Origin of the sequence: Paraburkholderia kirstenboschensis (assembly GCF_032806925.1) — a bacterium.
Taxonomy (GTDB): Bacteria; Pseudomonadota; Gammaproteobacteria; order Burkholderiales; family Burkholderiaceae; genus Paraburkholderia; species Paraburkholderia kirstenboschensis.
Genome location: NZ_CP136512.1, coordinates 420234 through 436413 on the forward strand (window position 1 = coordinate 420234; position 16180 = coordinate 436413).

Annotated in this window: 13 protein-coding genes and 1 pseudogene; 10 read left to right on the forward strand and 4 right to left on the reverse strand. The window is 62.1% G+C overall.

Features of this window, described 5'->3' with window-relative positions:
* Nucleotides 1–7: 7 nt before the first annotated feature.
* Complete coding sequence (locus tag RW095_RS10585) at nucleotides 8–2668, reverse strand: glucose/quinate/shikimate family membrane-bound PQQ-dependent dehydrogenase (RefSeq protein WP_317018951.1); 2661 nt, start codon at nucleotides 2666–2668, stop codon at nucleotides 8–10.
* A gap of 170 nt (nucleotides 2669–2838) precedes the next feature.
* On the opposite strand from RW095_RS10585, the gene RW095_RS10590 reads away from it, so the two are divergent.
* The 4 genes and pseudogenes from RW095_RS10590 to RW095_RS10605 all read left to right on the forward strand — a co-directional run bounded on the left by RW095_RS10590 (nucleotide 2839) and on the right by RW095_RS10605 (nucleotide 4708).
* Nucleotides 2839–3246, forward strand: coding sequence for an NUDIX hydrolase (locus RW095_RS10590; protein WP_317018952.1), 408 nt, complete (start codon nucleotides 2839–2841; stop codon nucleotides 3244–3246).
* 70 nt (nucleotides 3247–3316) lie between these two features.
* A pseudogene (locus RW095_RS10595) lies at nucleotides 3317–3542 on the forward strand (hypothetical protein).
* A gap of 48 nt (nucleotides 3543–3590) precedes the next feature.
* Complete coding sequence (locus RW095_RS10600) at nucleotides 3591–4118, forward strand: hypothetical protein (protein ID WP_317018954.1); 528 nt, start codon at nucleotides 3591–3593, stop codon at nucleotides 4116–4118.
* A gap of 77 nt (nucleotides 4119–4195) precedes the next feature.
* Nucleotides 4196–4708 carry a hemerythrin domain-containing protein gene (locus RW095_RS10605; RefSeq protein ID WP_317019816.1) on the forward strand — a complete coding sequence of 171 codons (513 nt, stop codon included), beginning with the start codon at nucleotides 4196–4198 and terminating at the stop codon, nucleotides 4706–4708.
* 132 nt (nucleotides 4709–4840) lie between these two features.
* On the opposite strand, the gene RW095_RS10610 is transcribed toward RW095_RS10605, so the two are convergent.
* Nucleotides 4841–5341 carry a YciE/YciF ferroxidase family protein gene (locus RW095_RS10610; RefSeq protein ID WP_317018955.1) on the reverse strand — a complete coding sequence of 167 codons (501 nt, stop codon included), beginning with the start codon at nucleotides 5339–5341 and terminating at the stop codon, nucleotides 4841–4843.
* Between the two features lie 168 nt (nucleotides 5342–5509).
* Between RW095_RS10610 and RW095_RS10615 the strand changes: the two genes are divergently transcribed.
* Entirely contained in the window at nucleotides 5510–6385 is an 876-nt protein-coding gene (locus RW095_RS10615) for a manganese catalase family protein (protein WP_128586356.1), read from the forward strand.
* A 175-nt stretch (nucleotides 6386–6560) separates the two neighbouring features.
* On the opposite strand, the gene RW095_RS10620 is transcribed toward RW095_RS10615, so the two are convergent.
* A complete protein-coding gene (locus RW095_RS10620) occupies nucleotides 6561–7805 on the reverse strand; it encodes a phosphatidylserine decarboxylase family protein (protein WP_317018957.1) in 1245 nt (414 codons plus the stop codon).
* 154 nt (nucleotides 7806–7959) lie between these two features.
* Here RW095_RS10620 and RW095_RS10625 point away from each other — a divergent pair, with 154 nt between their 5' ends.
* The gene (locus tag RW095_RS10625) at nucleotides 7960–8652 is read left to right on the forward strand and encodes a PIG-L deacetylase family protein (protein ID WP_317019817.1); all 693 of its coding nucleotides are present in this window, start codon (nucleotides 7960–7962) and stop codon (nucleotides 8650–8652) included.
* 64 nt (nucleotides 8653–8716) lie between these two features.
* A complete protein-coding gene (locus RW095_RS10630) occupies nucleotides 8717–9664 on the forward strand; it encodes a glycosyltransferase family 2 protein (RefSeq protein WP_317018958.1) in 948 nt (315 codons plus the stop codon).
* A 63-nt stretch (nucleotides 9665–9727) separates the two neighbouring features.
* Here RW095_RS10630 and RW095_RS10635 read toward each other — a convergent pair whose 3' ends face one another.
* Nucleotides 9728–12415, reverse strand: coding sequence for an ATP-binding cassette domain-containing protein (locus tag RW095_RS10635; RefSeq protein ID WP_317018960.1), 2688 nt, complete (start codon nucleotides 12413–12415; stop codon nucleotides 9728–9730).
* A gap of 481 nt (nucleotides 12416–12896) precedes the next feature.
* On the opposite strand from RW095_RS10635, the gene RW095_RS10640 reads away from it, so the two are divergent.
* The 3 genes from RW095_RS10640 (at nucleotide 12897) to waaF (ending at nucleotide 16179) form a co-directional block, all read left to right on the forward strand.
* Nucleotides 12897–14192: a glycosyltransferase family 4 protein gene (locus tag RW095_RS10640; RefSeq protein WP_317018961.1), complete on the forward strand. Its 1296-nt coding sequence runs from the start codon at nucleotides 12897–12899 to the stop codon at nucleotides 14190–14192.
* A 110-nt stretch (nucleotides 14193–14302) separates the two neighbouring features.
* Nucleotides 14303–14908, forward strand: coding sequence for a D-glycero-alpha-D-manno-heptose-1,7-bisphosphate 7-phosphatase (locus RW095_RS10645; protein ID WP_317018963.1), 606 nt, complete (start codon nucleotides 14303–14305; stop codon nucleotides 14906–14908).
* A complete protein-coding gene (waaF, locus tag RW095_RS10650) occupies nucleotides 14905–16179 on the forward strand; it encodes a lipopolysaccharide heptosyltransferase II (RefSeq protein WP_317018964.1) in 1275 nt (424 codons plus the stop codon). Before RW095_RS10645 ends, waaF begins: the two co-directional genes overlap by 4 nt.
* Nucleotide 16180: the final 1 nt, after the last annotated feature.

Here is a 16180-nt window from a genome sequence, read left to right on the forward strand (position 1 = left end):
CTGTCCTTCAGGGTAGCGTGTACGCGATCACATAATCGCCTTGCTTCGTGCCAAGCGAGCCGTGGCCGCCCGCGGTGACGAGTACATACTGCTTGCCGTTGCTGTCGGCGTAGGTCATTGGCGTTGCCTGCCCGCCTGCGGGCAAGCGGGCCTGCCACAACCGGTCGCCGGTACGTACATCGTAAGCGCGCAGATAATAGTCGAGCGTACCCGAGAGGAAGGCCACGCCGCCGGCAGTCGTGATCATCCCACCGAGACTCGGCACGCCGAGCGGCATGGGAATGGGCAACGGCGCGCTGTCGCGAATCGTGCCGTTCTTGTGTTCCCAAACAATGTGGTTCGTGCGCAGATCGACGCCTGCCACATATCCCCACGGCGGCGCCTGGCACGGAATGCCGAGCGGCGAGAGGAACGCATTCAGTTCGAAACCGTATGGCGTGCCGCGCGCGAGCTTGATGCCGCTTGTTTCACTGCCCTTCTTGTCCCCGCTCTCGGACGGAATCTGCGAGCGCGGTACCAGCTTTGAAGTGAAAGCCATGTAACTCGGGTTCGCGATCAATATTTGCCGAACCGGATCGACTGCAATGCCGCCCCAATCGAATACCCCGAAATTGCCCGGAAATACGAGCGATCCCTGCTCCGACGGTGGCGTAAACATGCCGTCATATCGCAGCGACTTGAACTTGACGCGGCACCACAGTTGATCGAAAGGATTGGTGCCCCACATGTCGCGCTCGCGTACATTCGGCGGCCTGAAGTTGAGTGCGGAAAACGGTTGTGTAGGCGACGTATGATCGCCGGTTCCCGCGCCCTGCGGCACCGGTTCTTCCGTGATCGGCACGATCGGCTTGCCGGTCTCGCGATTCAGTACGTACAGACTGCCCTGTTTCGTCGATGCGATCAGCGCGGGCTGCACGCCGCTGGGTGTCTGCAGATCGATCAGCGAAGGCTGACCGCCTACGTCCATATCCCACAGATCGTGGTGAGTGAATTGGTAATTCCAGCGCATCTTGCCGGTTGCGAGATCCAGTGCAACGACGCCCGCCGCGACCTTCTCCGAAGCCGGGGTGCGCACGCCGCCCCACTGGTCGGGTGTTTGATTGCCGAGAGGCAGGTACACCATGCCGAGCTTTTCATCCACGCTGAACACCGACCACATGTTCGGCGAATTGCGAACGTACGTCTGATTGCCGGTAATCGGCTGCGTCTCGTCTGGATTGCCCGCATCCCAGTTCCACACCAGATGACCGTCGTGCACATCGAACGCGCGCGTGACGCCCGAGGGCTCGTTGGTCGATTCGTTATCGGAGACGTGACCGCTGATAATGACCAGATCGCGAGTCACCGCGGGCGGCGACGTCGAGTAATAACCGCCCGGCGTGAACGGACCGATATTCGTGCGCAGGTCGATTTGACCGTTATTGCCGAAGTGCGTGCACGGCTGGCCTGTGTCGGCATTGAGCGCGATCAGCCGCGCATCGGCGGTCGGCAGGAAGATGCGGCGCGGGCATTCGGCGCTCACCTCAGCGGTGGCCGTCTGCTGGGCGGCCGCCGACGAATCGCTGGCGGCCGTGGCCGCGGATGCCGATTGCGCCGCGCCCGGCGCTGCAGAAGCGCCGTTGGCCACGTCAGTACTTGCCGATGCGGCGTCCGCCGCAGACGCCGAAGCCGATGCCTGGGTATTCGAAGCGGCGGCGCCGGACGCTGCGCTCGCACTCGCATCCGTGCTTGCAGCCGCGCTTGCAGCCTCGCTTGCAGTCGGAGCCGAGGCCGCCGCCGCGTTATCCGCCGCCGCTACCGCGGCATTTGCCGGATACATGGCGTCGTCGTGATAGGACACGCCGCGGCAAGTCATATGCTCCCAGTGCTTGAAGCCAACGGGGCTCTGAATATGCGGATCGTATCTCCAAAGCTCCTTGCCCGACGCCGGGTCGAGTGCGATCACGATGCTGTGAGGCGTGCAAAGGAAAAGCTTGTTGCCGACCTTGATCGGCGTGTTCTCATCGGTGGTTTCAGTGGGGTCGCCGGGCCCCGGCTTGTCTCCTGTTTCAAACTGCCAGGCCACTTTCAATTGCCCCGCATTTTCCGGCGTGATCTGCGTAAGCGGCGAATAGCGCTGACCGAACGGTGAGCCGCCGTAGTCGGTCCAGTCACCCGCCTGCCGGTTCGCGTCGCCGGCGACCGGTGTAGTGGGCGTGGCGGCAGTGGAGGCCAGCGTGCCCGCGCGATCATATGGATGATTGAACGCTGTGACGAGGCCCAGTAGGACGGTCAACACCACGGCGGCAGTCAACGGCACCACGCCCTCGCGATGCGCGGCCGGTGGCCCGAACACCAGTTTGCGCGTGACGGGCGGCAGCAATAGCCACAAAGCAAGCACAAGCCACACCCAGAGGCGCGGCAGCAATTGCCAGAAGTCGAAGCGCGCTTCCACCACGGCCCAGATCGTCGAACCGAACAGAATCAGCGCGAACAACCATAGAGCCGAACGTCGGCGAATGCTGAGCAGCACGCCGGTCAGCGCAATTGCGATCCCCGTCACCACGTAATACCACGAACCACCCAGCGTAACGAGCCGGGCTCCACCCGCGGCTAGCGCCAAGCCGATAATGATGAAGACGACAGCGGGAACCGCAAGTGCGGGAGGAAACCGATGCGGCTTCAACATATTCACCACCTCTACAGACAATGATTCGAACTGGATTACATAAGGAAAGCCAGCAGCTAAGCCAAAGGCGCCGTTGTGCAAGTAGCATTTACGGTTCCCGGACGACTCATCGGCAAGGCATGCGACATGCAACGTGCGCGAGAAGTCGCCCTGAACTTTCCTGACACGCCATGAAGCATCGAGCCACCGTCCTTTGCCTGCGCGCTAATCGCATTCTGCTCGTCGCTCGATCCAACGGTCGATGGGCGCTGCCCGGCGGTCGATGCAAGGCCGGCGAGCCCGTGTCCGCCGCGGCCGCTCGCGAGCTTCTTGAAGAAACTCGAATGACCGACGTCCCGCTTCGGTACATTTTCGAGTTCTGGGGCATTCGCACCCGCCACTATGTATTTGCCGCGCATATTCCCGACGACGTCGAGCCGATACCGGGCAATGAGATCAGACGATGCCGCTGGGTCAGCGCGAAAGACATCCGTTCGGCATGGGTCAGCGTGTCGACTCGCGGCATCGTTCAGATACTGCTCGAGGAAAGCAGTCCGGTCGGACCCGCGCGCAGGTCCAGTCCATTGCGCCTGTTCTGAGCGCACTTGGACGCGTGGCACGACCGTTGCGTGACGACGCTTGGCGCTTACTCACCCATGGAGTTTCACAATGGCAGGAGATAACTCGTTCAAGCCCGGCGAAATCGTCAAGACGTCCCCATCTATTCAGTCGTTCACGAAGATGGCAAAAACACTTTCGAAGTAACGTGCGTGGAAGGAGAGCATTCCCGCCGACGCGCAGCGGTAAAGGCGCGCACTTTGAACTCAAATACGCGGCCACGCATGCCCATCGGCATGGCGAGCTGAAGGGCAGCGAAGCGAGGCAAACCGTCTGACCGGCGGAAACTCGTCGAACCAGCGCGCCCGGCGAGTAGGTAAAAACAATGCCCAAGACTTCCGCAACGCCGTTCGCTCTCGCCGAGCGCGCAATCGTCAGTCTGTATGACGGCGGCGTGCTGTCGCCCGCTGTCCTCGAACGGCTCCTGGCAGCTTTCGCACAAGAGAAGGTCGACTGGGACACGGAACCGGCTCAACGCACCGTCGACGGACGCTCGCTTCACGAAGTCGTCGTTCTCACCATGCTGCCTGGCGAATCGTTACGCTCGGCGCGCAAATCATTCATGTCAGTAGTCGAGCACATTGCCGGCGCATCGCGAACGAAAAAAGCGCCACGCGGGTCGAGCAAAGCCGAGGAAGCCGAAGATGTAGACGAACCCGAGGAAGAAGAATCCGCACCCGAAGATGAAGATAGCCAGGAGCTGGCAAAGCAGTTGTCCGGCAGTACTCGACCTACGCGGCGCGGCCGTGCCGCGAAAACCAGAGACTCCGAACCACCCGCGCGGCATCCGGCCGGGACCGCGGCATTCAATCCGCTTCTGAATGCTGCGGCACCGCGCAAGAGTAAAAGCTAGGCTGCAGCGGATAGGCACAGTGCTTGCGATACTCCGTCCAAACCTGCCGCCAGGCGGCGTTCAACATGGAGAGCGACATGCCAGAAAAACAACCTAACCCCAATACAGACGATGCACTCGAATTACTGATCGCAGATCATCGCGCGGTCGAACGGCTGTTCACCGCATTCAAAGAAGCAAAAGAAGACGACCTGGAAGCCAAAGCCACGTTGGCACAACGTGCGTGCGAAGAGCTCACTATCCACACCATCATCGAAGAAGAACTTCTTTACCCGGCCGCGGCTGACGCACTGCCGTCAGGCGATGTGGTCGACGTGGAAGAAGCGTACGTCGAACACTTTCTCGTGAAGACGCTAATCAGCAAATTCGAAACGCTTAACGCGGGCGATAAAGGCTTCGACGCGACTTTCAAGGTGATGAGCGAAATGGTTCAACATCACGTGGAAGAAGAAGAGAACGAGCTGTTTCCGGAATTGCGAAAGGCCAACCTCAACGTGAAGGGACTCGGTCAAAAGATCGCGCAGCGCAAGATGGAACTGCAGGGCAAGCTCGATGCAGTCGGCAGCCGTGCCGTCGGCGACAGAACCTGACGCGTGAAGTTTGTGCGGGCTAATGCAGCGCGCGTGGCCCGCAAAAAAACCCCGCCCTGAACGGGCGGGATCTCGGCATCGGCACCGCTGCATCAGTCCCGCTTCGTTGTTCACTCGGCGGGACTTCCCCACTTACTTCTGCTGCTTCGCCTTTTCGTTGCCGGCTCGCTCGGCGAATTCGGTCAGCTTCAAATCCGTTGCTTTTTCTTCTTCCAGCGTTTCCTTCAGCAGATTGACGGCTTCCGTGAAGCCCAACTGCTTGCCGATCGCACAGAGGCTGCCGTATGCGGCGATTTCGTAGTGCTCCACCTTTTGCGCGGCGGCGACCAGACCTGCATCGAGCACCGCGCCTTTTTCGATTTCGTCGATCAGCTCCTGCCCTTCCTCGATCAAGCCTTCCATCGCAACGCACTTCATTCTTTTCAACTTCACGCCACTCGTTTCTACAACCTTATCGATTCTTTCCACCTGTCCTTGCGTTTCCTCCAGGTGTATTTTGAACGCCTCGCTCAATTGCGGATCGGACGCAGCACGCGAGAGTTTCGCCAATGCTTTGGTCAACTGCTTCTCGGCGCTGTAGATATCCGACAGCATGTGAACGAACAGATCGTCGATGGTCTTTCGCTGTGTCATATGCAACTCCCAAGGTAGTGGTTAGGAGCCCTGCGATCCGCAACGGGTGTGCCTGGCCATCGCCACGCGCGCCACGTGCGCCACGCCCGTTTAACCGGTTCGGGTATGCGGCATGCGCAGGCAAGCGTGCAGTCCACAGTTTCCTAACCATACTCAACGGAGAAGCCAATGTTCGTTCACAACAAGCGACTTCAATATACGGTGCGTGTAGCCGCCCCTAATCCGGGGCTCGCCAACCTGATGCTCGAGCAATTCGGCGGGCCTCAGGGAGAACTGGCAGCCGCGTGCCGGTATTTCACTCAGGCCGTCGCAGAAGACGACCCGGGCCGCAAGGATTTGCTGTTCGACATCGCTACTGAAGAACTGAGTCACCTTGAAGTAATCGGCTCCATCGTCGCTATGTTGAACAAGGGTGCGAAGGGCCAGCTCGCCGAAGGTGTCGAGCAGGAGGCGGAACTGTATCGCTCATTGACGGGCGGCGGCAACGACTCGCACACAACGGCGCTGCTGTATGGCGGCGGTCCTGCGCTCACCAACTCCGCGGGCGTACCGTGGACGGCTGCGTATATCGACACGATCGGCGAACCGACCGCCGATCTGCGCTCGAACATCGCTGCTGAAGCTCGCGCGAAAATCGTCTATGAGCGACTGCTGAACCTCACGGACGACCCGGGCATCAAGGAAGCACTCGGTTTTCTGATGACGCGCGAGATCGCTCACCAGAAGTCTTTCGAGAAAGCGCTGCACTCGATCCAGCCGAACTTCCCGCAAGGCAAACTGCCGGGCGTTCCGGAATTTACAAACGTGTACTACAACATGTCGGCTGGCGAAGGCGACGCACGTGGTCCGTGGAATGAGGGCCCGGAATGGGAATTCGTCGAAACGCCGCAGCCGGCAGTGGATGGCGGTGACGGTCTGCCATCCGTCAACGTGACGCAAGCGGATGTCGAAGTGCTAGGCGCGCTGGCCGCGAGGACCGCATCGGATACGGCAACGGATCCGGTAACGGGCGCCGATCTTGGATCGGGTAAGCAGCCGGGCTAAGCGTGTAGTCACGGCGGGCTGTCCCGCCGTTCGATAACGGCGCGGCATTCGACACCGTGTTTGCCGCTGCCGGAGTCGCGTGTCAGAAGAACAATGCCGCGAAGCGCACTGCACTTCGCGGCATTCGAACATCAGTGCCACACTCGTTGAAAAATCAGCGGTGACCGCACCCGCGTTACCTCGCAGTCGCAACGGGTGAATTCACCTTGACGGGCGGCGGGTTGTCGAAAGGAGGCTGCGGAACGAAACTGCTGATCACACCCGGCTCGAACACGAGGCAGCACGTCGAGCCGCCGTACTGGAAAAAGCCGATTTCATCGCCCTTTGCGACACGTTGGCCAGGCAGCGCTTCTATCGTGCACGACGACACATCGGCCATGCCGACGAAGAGACAGCCAACCTGCCCGATCGCGGGATCGTCGCTTTCGATCACGATCACGGCGCGCGCCGCAACCGCGGTAATGTAGCCCTGTGAATCGTTCAGACCGCCGGGGTCGCGGCCTTCTGCATCGGCGTCCGAATAATAGGTGCCATCCAGCGCGTACGCTTTCTTGATGACGCCGCTTACCGGCGCATGCCACCGGTGGTAGTTGAATGCGCTGAGAAAGGACTGGTAGATCGAGCCGCCAACGAAGCGTTGTGCGAGTTCGCGCTGGCTCGCCGAAAACATATCTAGCAGCGAATAAGGCTGTGCCTTGATCCAGAAGGTGTCGGTTAGTTTGACGTCTGTCTGGATGTTATAGGGAGCCGCCTCACAGGCGCTGACAATGATCTTGTCGTTATCCGGCTGATCGATTGGCCGCGCGCCCTCACGGAACCGGCGCGTGAAAAAGTCGTTCCATGACGAAAAGCCCCAATACGGTTTGTCGGTATCGCAGACGAACTGCGACATGCCGATCTTCTCATCGGCCTCGGGCGAAAACCACCCATTCGGCGCCGACGTATTCAAGTGTTCTTGCGAATGCGGCCCGCTCAGGAACCCGCACCAGCAATTGAGCACCCGTTTGAGCCGCTGATTCAACGCGGGGTCGCGAAACAGAGCGTAGCCGGACGGCATGCACATCGGCCAGTCCAGCACCGCATTCAATGGGCAGTGAATCAGGCTGGTTTCGCTGAACGGAGGCGCATAGGTCATTACGTAGTCGACGATTACCATCAACTCGTCTATCGACGAATAGCCGAGCACATAACCCTCGTCGCGCGCCTGATTGATCGCACGCGTCATATCCATGCGAAGAACGGGGTCGCCATTGAGGAGCGCGGCCAGCTCTTCCACCGCTGACGCTCGCGGCGCATGCGCCGCGCGAGCGCGAGCTTTCTCCGCGAGATCGGTGCGATATCGCGCGAGGTGCTCTTCGTTGGTCGGCAGCCAGCCGCCGAGCCTGCGTCGTTCAGTGCCGGATGCTTCCTTGTCTGTCATGCTGATCCTTTCAAGCGCATCGGAAAACAATACGGCTATGACTTCGCAAAACCCATTCCCCGTTAGCACATAGTCATGCGTTCGCGCGCCAGGCCCGCAGTTTGCAAGCCAGCGTGTTCCAGTCGCCATTCAAAAACCACTCCATCACAAAATGATGCAATTGCGTGCCCGTCTGCTTGTCGTTTCTCCGCATCTCGACGATGCCGTTTTGAGTTGCGGGTTGTTGCTCGCAGCCAACCCATCCGCCATTGTCTGCACGGTGTTCACCGCGCCACCACCGGAGAACATGTCCACTGACTGGGATCGGCAATCCGGTTTCACGGATGCGTTTCAGGCAATGCTGGCCCGCAAGCAGGAGGACATTCGGGCGCTGGAAAAGCTCGGCGCCCAGGCAATACACTTGCCCTTCTGCGACGCGCAATACCTTTTGACTCCGAGTCCCGACGATTTGGCAGAAGCGCTTCACCGCACGCTCAACGAACACAGTCCTGACAACGTACTCTTCCCGCTCGGCCTCTTCCATTCCGACCACACTTTGGTGTCGAACGCATGCCTCGCGCTGATCGCCGATATGCCCGGCACGGTTTTTCACGCTTACGAAGAGGTCCCGTATAGACAGATGCGAGAAGCCGCTTCGAAGCGCATTGAAGAGCTGACGAAACGCGGCTACGCGTTGACCCACGCCACTGACGTGGCTGCATCGGTCAATGAATCCAAGGCGCATGAGCAGACGAAGCGAGAAGCTATCGCCGCATACGCGAGCCAGTTGCGCGCGTTCGGCCCGCAGGGGCAAAGCACGCTTTATTCGACCGAAAAGTACTGGCGGCTGCAAAGCGCCTCAAGCTAGTTGAAAGCGGACGGCACACGGTTTGCTTGACCGGGGCATCGCCTCGTCAAGAATAAAGAACCGCATGGAAAAAAAATCGCTTTCCCGGCGCATTTCGGTCGTCGTTCTGACACACAACCGCGCCGATGAGCTTGTGGCCACCCTCGAGCGCCTACTCGCCCTTCCGGAAAACCCGCCCATTTTTGTCGCGGACAACGGCTCAAGCGATAACACCGTCGCGCTCGTGAAGGCGCTGTTTCCGACTGTATGCATCGTCGAATGCGGAGCGAATCTTGGCGCGGCCGGGCGCAATCGCGCCGCTGCCTATGCGGGCACAGACTACGTGGCCTTCTGCGACGACGACACATGGTGGGAGCCAGGCTCCCTCGATCGCGCGGTGCAACTGCTCGATGCGTGGCCGAACGCAGGCGTACTGAGTGCGCGCGTGGTGGTAGGCGAAGATAACGTCACAGACCCGACCTGTTCGGTGATGCGCGCAAGCCCGCTCGGCAGCGAAGGGCTGCCAGGCCCCGCGTTGATCGGCTATATGGCAGGCGCATGTGTGTTCCGCACGTCGCTGTTTCGTCAACTGGGCGGCTATGAGCCGCGCCTTTTCATCGGCGGCGAAGAAGAACTGGTCGCGCTGGACGTGCTGGCAACCGGGCACGCGATTGTCTATTGCGATCAGTTGACCGTACATCATCATCCGTCGCCGTCACGCGATAGCGGCTTGCGGCGCCGCACGCTCGCGCGTAATGCGGCGTGGATCGCGTGGCTGCGCCTGCCTTGGTCCGAAGCGAGCCGCGCGACCATGCATGCCCTCGCGACGTTCTCACGCGAAGGTACGCTCGCGCGCGACGGCGTTCCGCTGGTGCGCGGGCTCGCATGGGCATTGAGACGCCGCAAGCTAGTGCCGCCTCAGGTGCTGAGCCTGCGCGAACGGGTACGCACGGGCGAGCGTCAAACGGCAGCCCCGGCGCCGGCCACCGCCCGCGCGAAGCCAACGGTAACCAAGGTCGACGCGCGCACCTGAGCCGTCGAGCGTCGGGCGTCGAGAGGCACGCATGCGCGCGGCGCGCGCACTGCCTCTCCTCTTCTATGCGCCCGTACGTACGGACGCCATGGCGAGGTTGCGAATTTCGCCTATCAGCTTTTCCGGCGCAACCGGCTTTGTCAGATGCGCCTGGAAACCGGCCATCTTCGCTCTCATACGGTCCTCGCCCTGAGCATAGCCAGTTATTGCAATCGCCGGCACGCGGTCCTGCAGCGGCAGTTGCCGATCGGCTTCGAGGCGTCGCAAACGGCGCAGCACGTCGTAACCGTCTTCGTCAGCGAGCACGATGTCGCATAGCAACGCATGTGGCCATTGGGTGGTCGGTGTCCCCGCGAACCACTCCAGGGCCTCCTTGCCCGACGACGCGGTACGCACGCGCGCGCCGCTCGATGTAAGCACCGCTTCCAATGCGTCGAGCGCATCTTCCTGGTCGTCGATGGCCATGACAAAGAGACCTTCTAGCGGCGCCGCGCCGTCCACCTCCGAAGTCAACGGCAACGCCGCCGAACCGGCACCGGAATCCGCGTCGGCCACCGGACGCAACGGCAGCATGGCCACATACGCGAGCCGCCCGTTGAGCGGCATCAGCGTGAAGCTGCCGCCCGCCGCAGCCAGCGCTTCTTCCATATAGCGCGCGGCCGCTTGCGACAATTCAGCGGGCTTTTCGGCCATGCCGAGCACCGTGACCCACACCTGATTGTTATGCCGCTCGACGCGAAGCTCGATGCGCTGCCCCGGCCTCGCGTGCACGATCTCGTTTCGGCACAGCTCGGCGATCAGCGGTTGCAGCACGCTCGGGTCGCCGGTCACGCGCAGATCGTTGTCGCTGATCTGCGGGTACAGCGTCACCCGATGCGCGGCAATTTCGTCGTGCAACGCGTCGATTACGCCGGCCATCAGCGCCGCGAGGCTGACAGACTGCGCGGTGAGCTTGCGCTGCGCGTGCTCGAGTTCGCCCTGCTGCCATTGGAGGGACCACATCTTCGCGTACACGCCGTCACGCGTGAGCAACTCGCGGTGCGTGCCCTGCTCGACCACGCGGCCATGTTCCATCACCAGAATCCAGTCGGCGTCGACCACGGTCGATAGCCGGTGCGCGATCACGATCGACGTGCGGCCTTGCGCGAGCCGCGTCAACTCGGTCTGGATCGCGCGCTCCGAACGCGTGTCGAGCGCGGAGGTCGCCTCGTCGAATACGATGATGCGCGGGTCCTTCAGAATGGCGCGCGCAATTGCAATGCGCTGGCGCTCGCCGCCCGAGAGGCGCACACCGCGCTCGCCGACGCGTGTGTCGTAATGATCGGGCAGACGTTCGATAAATTCATCGAGTTGCGCCGCGCGCGCCGCCCGCACCACGTCCGCGCGTGTTGCCGAAGGCCTGCCATACGCGATGTTGTAGGCAATGGTCTCGTTGAATAGCACGGTATCTTGCGGCACGATGCCAATTGCTTCGCGCAGGCTCTTTTGCGTGACCTGACCGATGTCCTGTCCGTCTATGAGGATCTTGCCGCTGTTTGGCTGATAAAGACGAAAGAGCAGCTTCACGAGTGTCGACTTGCCTGACCCGCTGCCGCCGACAATCGCCAGCGTCTTGCCCGGATAAGCATGAAAGTCCACGTCGCGCAGAATCTGCCGGGCAGGGTCATAGCCGAAGTCCACGTGCTCGAACGAGATCTGCCCTGCGCTGACTACCAATGGTTTCGCGGCCGGCTCGTCGATATCTTCGCCAACACGCCCACGCGCGGCGAGTATTTCGAACATGCGCTCGACGTTGACCATCGCGTCGTTGGTCTCACGAAATACGAAGCCGAGCGTATTCAACGGCATGCAAATCTGGATGATGTACGCATTCACCAGAATCAGATCGCCGACGCTCATGCTTCCGGCCACGACGTGCTGCGCCGCGAGCAGCATGATCGCGCCAATGCCGAACGCGATCACCGCGCTCTGCCCCACGTGCAGCGCGGTCAACGCGCGCTGGTTCGCGGTTCTGGCGTGCACCCACTTGTCGAGCACGACCGACAGCCGGCGCGTTTCGGTGTCTTCGGTGGCGAAGTATTTGACCGTGTCGTAGTTGAGCAGACTGTCGACGAGCCGGCCATCCGATTGCGCCTCCAGAGCATTCACCGCGCGCTGGAACGCAACGCGCCGACGCGTGAAGACAAATGTATACGCCGCATAGCAAAAGAAGGTTGCCGCAATGGCGATCATGAATTCGCGCGCGTAGTTGTGAACCATGATTGCGACGATGGTCGCGATCTCGAACGCGGTAGGCACGATCGTAAATAGCGCGACGCCGAGCAGAAAGCCGATACCGTCGGCGCCCTTTTGCACGTCGCGCACTATTGCGCCGGTCTCGCGCTTCGTGTGAAAGCGCGCACTCATGCGATGCAGATGCGCGAAAGTCCGCTCGGTAAATGCGGCAACGGTGCGCTGCGTGACGATGCTGAACACCACGTCGCGCGCTTCGTTCAGCGCATCGCCGAGAAAACGCAGTAATGCATACGCCAACACGAGGAACACCGGGAACAGTGCCTGCGCGACCGGATGCCCCAGTTCGTCCACCACATGCTTGAGCACGAGCGGGATCAGAACGGTGGACATCTTCGCGGCCACCATTAGCAGCAAGGCAACGACGGTCTGGTTGCGATAACGCCAGACTGCTCGCATCAGGTCGGCGGCAATGCGGCGGGTCAACTGGGAACGGGGCAGCGTTGCGGAGTTCGGCATGGTGTCCTGAGAAGGCCGCTGCAGCGCGTGAACTGCAAGCCGGCATTAGATTCCACAAAGCGGATTCGCAAAGCGGCGCGACGAGAAACGTGCATAGCGGGCAGATGCGCCAAGGCCGGGGTCGAGCAAACCGCGCGCCCGCCGCCGGACAAAACTTAGCATAGACGACACATCAGCGGCACGCGTTGCTAATAGCATCACAAAGAAAAAAATTCGCCATTCGTCGCGGACTCTGATCGAACTTACATGGCAGCTTGTAGAAAAAGGGAACGCCACACCGTTTCCCCGCCCGATAAAAGGGAACGCTACAGCGCTTCTCCGCAGCCAACACCGCATTGCGCTTCTTGCGTCCCTTGTAGCGCATAGGCACACCACATGCTGATGCCGGGTACCAGCGTTGTATTGCGTGAAATTGCATAAGAGTGCTCAGCAAAACGCGCCATGAACTCCCTGCCAATGCCTATCTCGCGAAGGAATGTCAATGAAGATCGCCCTCATCAGTGAGCACGCCTCGCCCCTCGCCGTCGCCGGCGGCGTCGACAGCGGAGGACAAAACATCTACGTCGCGAATGTCGCGCGTGAACTGACCGAGATGGGCCATCAAGTGGACGTGTTCACGCGGCGCGACCGCGCGTTGCTGCCGCTCGTATCCGACATGGAGGGCGTGCGCGTGATCCACGTTCCCGCAGGGCCGCCGATGCAGTTGCCGAAGGAACTGCTGCTGCCCTTCATGGATGAGTTCGCCGCGTTCCTGATCGAATTCTTCCGCCGCGAGAAAACCCCGTACGACGTGATGCACGCGAACTTCTTCATGTCGGGGCTTGCCGCAATGAAGGTCAAAGCGGCGCTCGGCGTGCCGCTCGTCACGACGTTTCATGCGCTCGGCCGTGTGCGACGGATTCATCAAGGCGCGAGCGACGGCTTTCCGGACGAGCGCTTTGCAATCGAGGACGATCTCGTCGCGCAGTCCGACGTGGTGGTCGCGGAATGCCCGCAGGACGAAGCAGACCTGATCGAGCATTACCAGGCCGACCCGGCGCGCATCGAGATCGTGCCGTGCGGTTTCGACGCCGACGAGTTTCATCCGATGGACCGCGCCGCCGCCCGTGACGCACTCGGCTGGCAGCAGAACCAGTTCACCGTGCTGCAACTCGGACGCCTGGTGCAGCGCAAGGGCATCGACAACGTGGTTCGCGGCGTCGGTGTTCTGAAGAAAGCCTTCAGGACGTCCGCGCAACTCTACGTGGTGGGCGGCAACTCGGACGCGCCGAATGAAAAGGCCACGCCGGAAATCGCGCGCCTTCGCGGCATTGCGCGTGAATGCGGCGTGGTTGAACAGACGAATTTCGTGGGACGGCGTGGGCGCGCGCAATTGCGCTACTACTACAGCGCCGCGGACGTATTCGTGACGACGCCGTGGTACGAGCCGTTCGGTATCACACCGGTCGAGGCGATGGCATGCGGCACGCCGGTGATCGGCGCCGATGTCGGCGGAATCCGCTATTCGGTGGCGGACGGCATCACCGGCTTTCTCGTGCCGCCGCGCGATCCGGCCGCGCTCGCCGCGCGCCTGAACCAGTTGCGGCGCGATCCCGCGCTCGCACGCAGGATGGGCGAAGCAGGCGTCGAACGCGCGCGCAAGGAATTCACATGGCGCGGCGTGGGCGAATTGCTCGCGCAAATCTATATGCGCACCGCGCGGCTCGTGCCCGCCAAAGCCGCGGAAGATCGCGTGGAAGTTCCGCTGCGAGCAGCGGCCGGCGCATCGTTCCGTTAGGCGCCACGCAGCATTGCAGCGCTGATAGCGCAGCCAGTTGTGTCGAGCCGGAGCGGACGCATGGTCCGCTTGCGGCGATTCCGCTCACATTTTTCTGCACCGCCTTTGTCATGCTGCGACCCGCTGTATTTCTCGACAAAGACGGCACGTTGCTCGAGGACGTGCCCTACAACATCGACCCTTCGCTGATGCGCCTCGCACCGGGCGCGCCCGAAGCGTTGACGCTGCTCGCGACCCAGCCCTTCGCACTGTTCGTGATCAGCAATCAGTCGGGCGTCGCACTCGGCAAATTCACGCGCGCGGCGTTAAAGAACGTGGAAGTCGAACTCACGCGCATGTTCACCGAATCCGGTGCGACGCTCTCTGGCGCGTACTGGTGCCCGCATCATCCGGACGGCACCATAGCCCCTTATGCGACCGCCTGCGATTGCCGCAAGCCGGCGCCAGGCCTGTTGCTGCGCGCAGCCCGTGAGCATCGGCTCGATCTCGCGCGCAGCTGGTTCATCGGCGACATTCTCGACGATGTCGAAGCGGGCAATCGTGCCGGATGCCGCACGATTCTGCTCGACAACGGCCACGAGACGGAGTGGATCGAAGGACCGCAGCGCGTTCCCACCGCGCGCGCCGCGGACCTGCACGAGGCTGCCCGGATCGTCGCAAACGCTGTGGAAGCAGCGGCGCCGCCCGCGCCCGCCGGCGAGGAAACCGCTCAATGAATGCGCCGCTGCCGATCACTCAACCGACCCTCGCTCACGCTCGCGTGCCCGACAGCCCGCAGCTTGCGCCTTGGGGTGATGAGATCAAGCGCATTCTGTGCGTGCGGCTCGACAATCTCGGCGACGTGCTGATGACCACGCCCGCGCTGCACGCACTGCGCGAGTCCGCACCGGGCCGTCACATCACGCTGCTTGCATCGCGCAGCGGCGGCGCACTCGCGCCGTTTCTCGACGATGTCGACGACGTGATCGGATACGAAGCGCCGTGGGTCGCGAATCCGCCGACGAGCGCGCGTTCGCTCGCCGACGATCAGCGCATGCAGGAACGTTTGCGGCGCGGCGGCTTCGATGCCGCTGTGATTTTCACGGTCTATAGCCAGAGCCCGTTGCCCGCGGCAATGCTGTGCCATCTTGCCGGCATTCCGCGGCGGCTTGCGCATTGCCGCGAGAACCCGTATGCGTTGCTGACGGACTGGCTGCGTGAACCGGAGCCGCAGCAGCGCACCCGTCATGAGGTGGAACGGCAACTGGACCTCGTGCGCCAGGTCGGCGCAGAAGCGCCCGACACGCGCATGCACTTCACGGTGCAGGACGCGGACCGGCGAACGCTTGCGGATCAGTTAGCCGCGAGAGGCGTGCACAGCGGCGCAAACGCCGACACGCCGTGGATCGTGTTGCACCCCGGTGCAACCGCCGCATCGCGGCGCTATCCGCCCGAGCGCTTCGGCCAGGTCGCGACGCGCCTCGCAACCGAGACCGGAGCGCCGCTTCTGATCACCGGCAGTGCAAGCGAGCGCCCGCTCGTCGATGCGGTGATCGCCGCCGCCGCGCCTCGCGTTCGCGCGCAACTGCACGATATGAGCGGCGCGCTCACGCTCGGCGAACTGGCCGCGCTGATCGAAAAAGCGAGCGTGCTGGTGTCGAACAACAGCGGGCCGGTGCATCTCGCGTCCGCGCTCGGTACGCCGGTGGTCGACCTGTATGCGTTGACCAATCCGCAGCACACGCCGTGGCAAACGCCGAATCGCGTGCTGTTTCGCGATGTCGAATGCCGCTGGTGCTATCGCAGCGTGTGTCCGCAGCATCACCATGCGTGCCTGCTTGGCGTGACGCCGGGCGAGGTCGTGACAGCGGCGCTCGAGTTACGCGCCGAAGCACAAGCGCGCGCAGCGTCCATCGACTCCGATGCTCGCCGCTCGATCGCTATCCAATCCGACGCCCACCACAGCGACGCGGCGCCGCCGCTCGCCGATGAACCGGTGGCTCCCTGAA

Bases quoted from the DNA above. Each gene is read 5' to 3' on its own strand.
- RW095_RS10640 (WP_317018961.1), top strand. From the start codon at position 12,897: ATGAAGATCGCCCTCATCAGTGAGCACGCCTCGCCCCTCGCCGTCGCC.
- RW095_RS10605 (WP_317019816.1), top strand. From the start codon at position 4,196: ATGCCAGAAAAACAACCTAACCCCAATACAGACGATGCACTCGAATTA.
- waaF (WP_317018964.1), top strand. From the start codon at position 14,905: ATGAATGCGCCGCTGCCGATCACTCAACCGACCCTCGCTCACGCTCGC.
- RW095_RS10615 (WP_128586356.1), top strand. From the start codon at position 5,510: ATGTTCGTTCACAACAAGCGACTTCAATATACGGTGCGTGTAGCCGCC.
- RW095_RS10620 (WP_317018957.1), bottom strand. From the start codon at position 7,805: ATGACAGACAAGGAAGCATCCGGCACTGAACGACGCAGGCTCGGCGGC.
- RW095_RS10590 (WP_317018952.1), top strand. From the start codon at position 2,839: ATGAAGCATCGAGCCACCGTCCTTTGCCTGCGCGCTAATCGCATTCTG.
- RW095_RS10585 (WP_317018951.1), bottom strand. From the start codon at position 2,668: ATGTTGAAGCCGCATCGGTTTCCTCCCGCACTTGCGGTTCCCGCTGTC.
- RW095_RS10610 (WP_317018955.1), bottom strand. From the start codon at position 5,341: ATGACACAGCGAAAGACCATCGACGATCTGTTCGTTCACATGCTGTCG.
- RW095_RS10630 (WP_317018958.1), top strand. From the start codon at position 8,717: ATGGAAAAAAAATCGCTTTCCCGGCGCATTTCGGTCGTCGTTCTGACA.
- RW095_RS10625 (WP_317019817.1), top strand. From the start codon at position 7,960: ATGCAATTGCGTGCCCGTCTGCTTGTCGTTTCTCCGCATCTCGACGAT.
- RW095_RS10600 (WP_317018954.1), top strand. From the start codon at position 3,591: ATGCCCAAGACTTCCGCAACGCCGTTCGCTCTCGCCGAGCGCGCAATC.
- RW095_RS10635 (WP_317018960.1), bottom strand. From the start codon at position 12,415: ATGCCGAACTCCGCAACGCTGCCCCGTTCCCAGTTGACCCGCCGCATT.
- RW095_RS10645 (WP_317018963.1), top strand. From the start codon at position 14,303: ATGCTGCGACCCGCTGTATTTCTCGACAAAGACGGCACGTTGCTCGAG.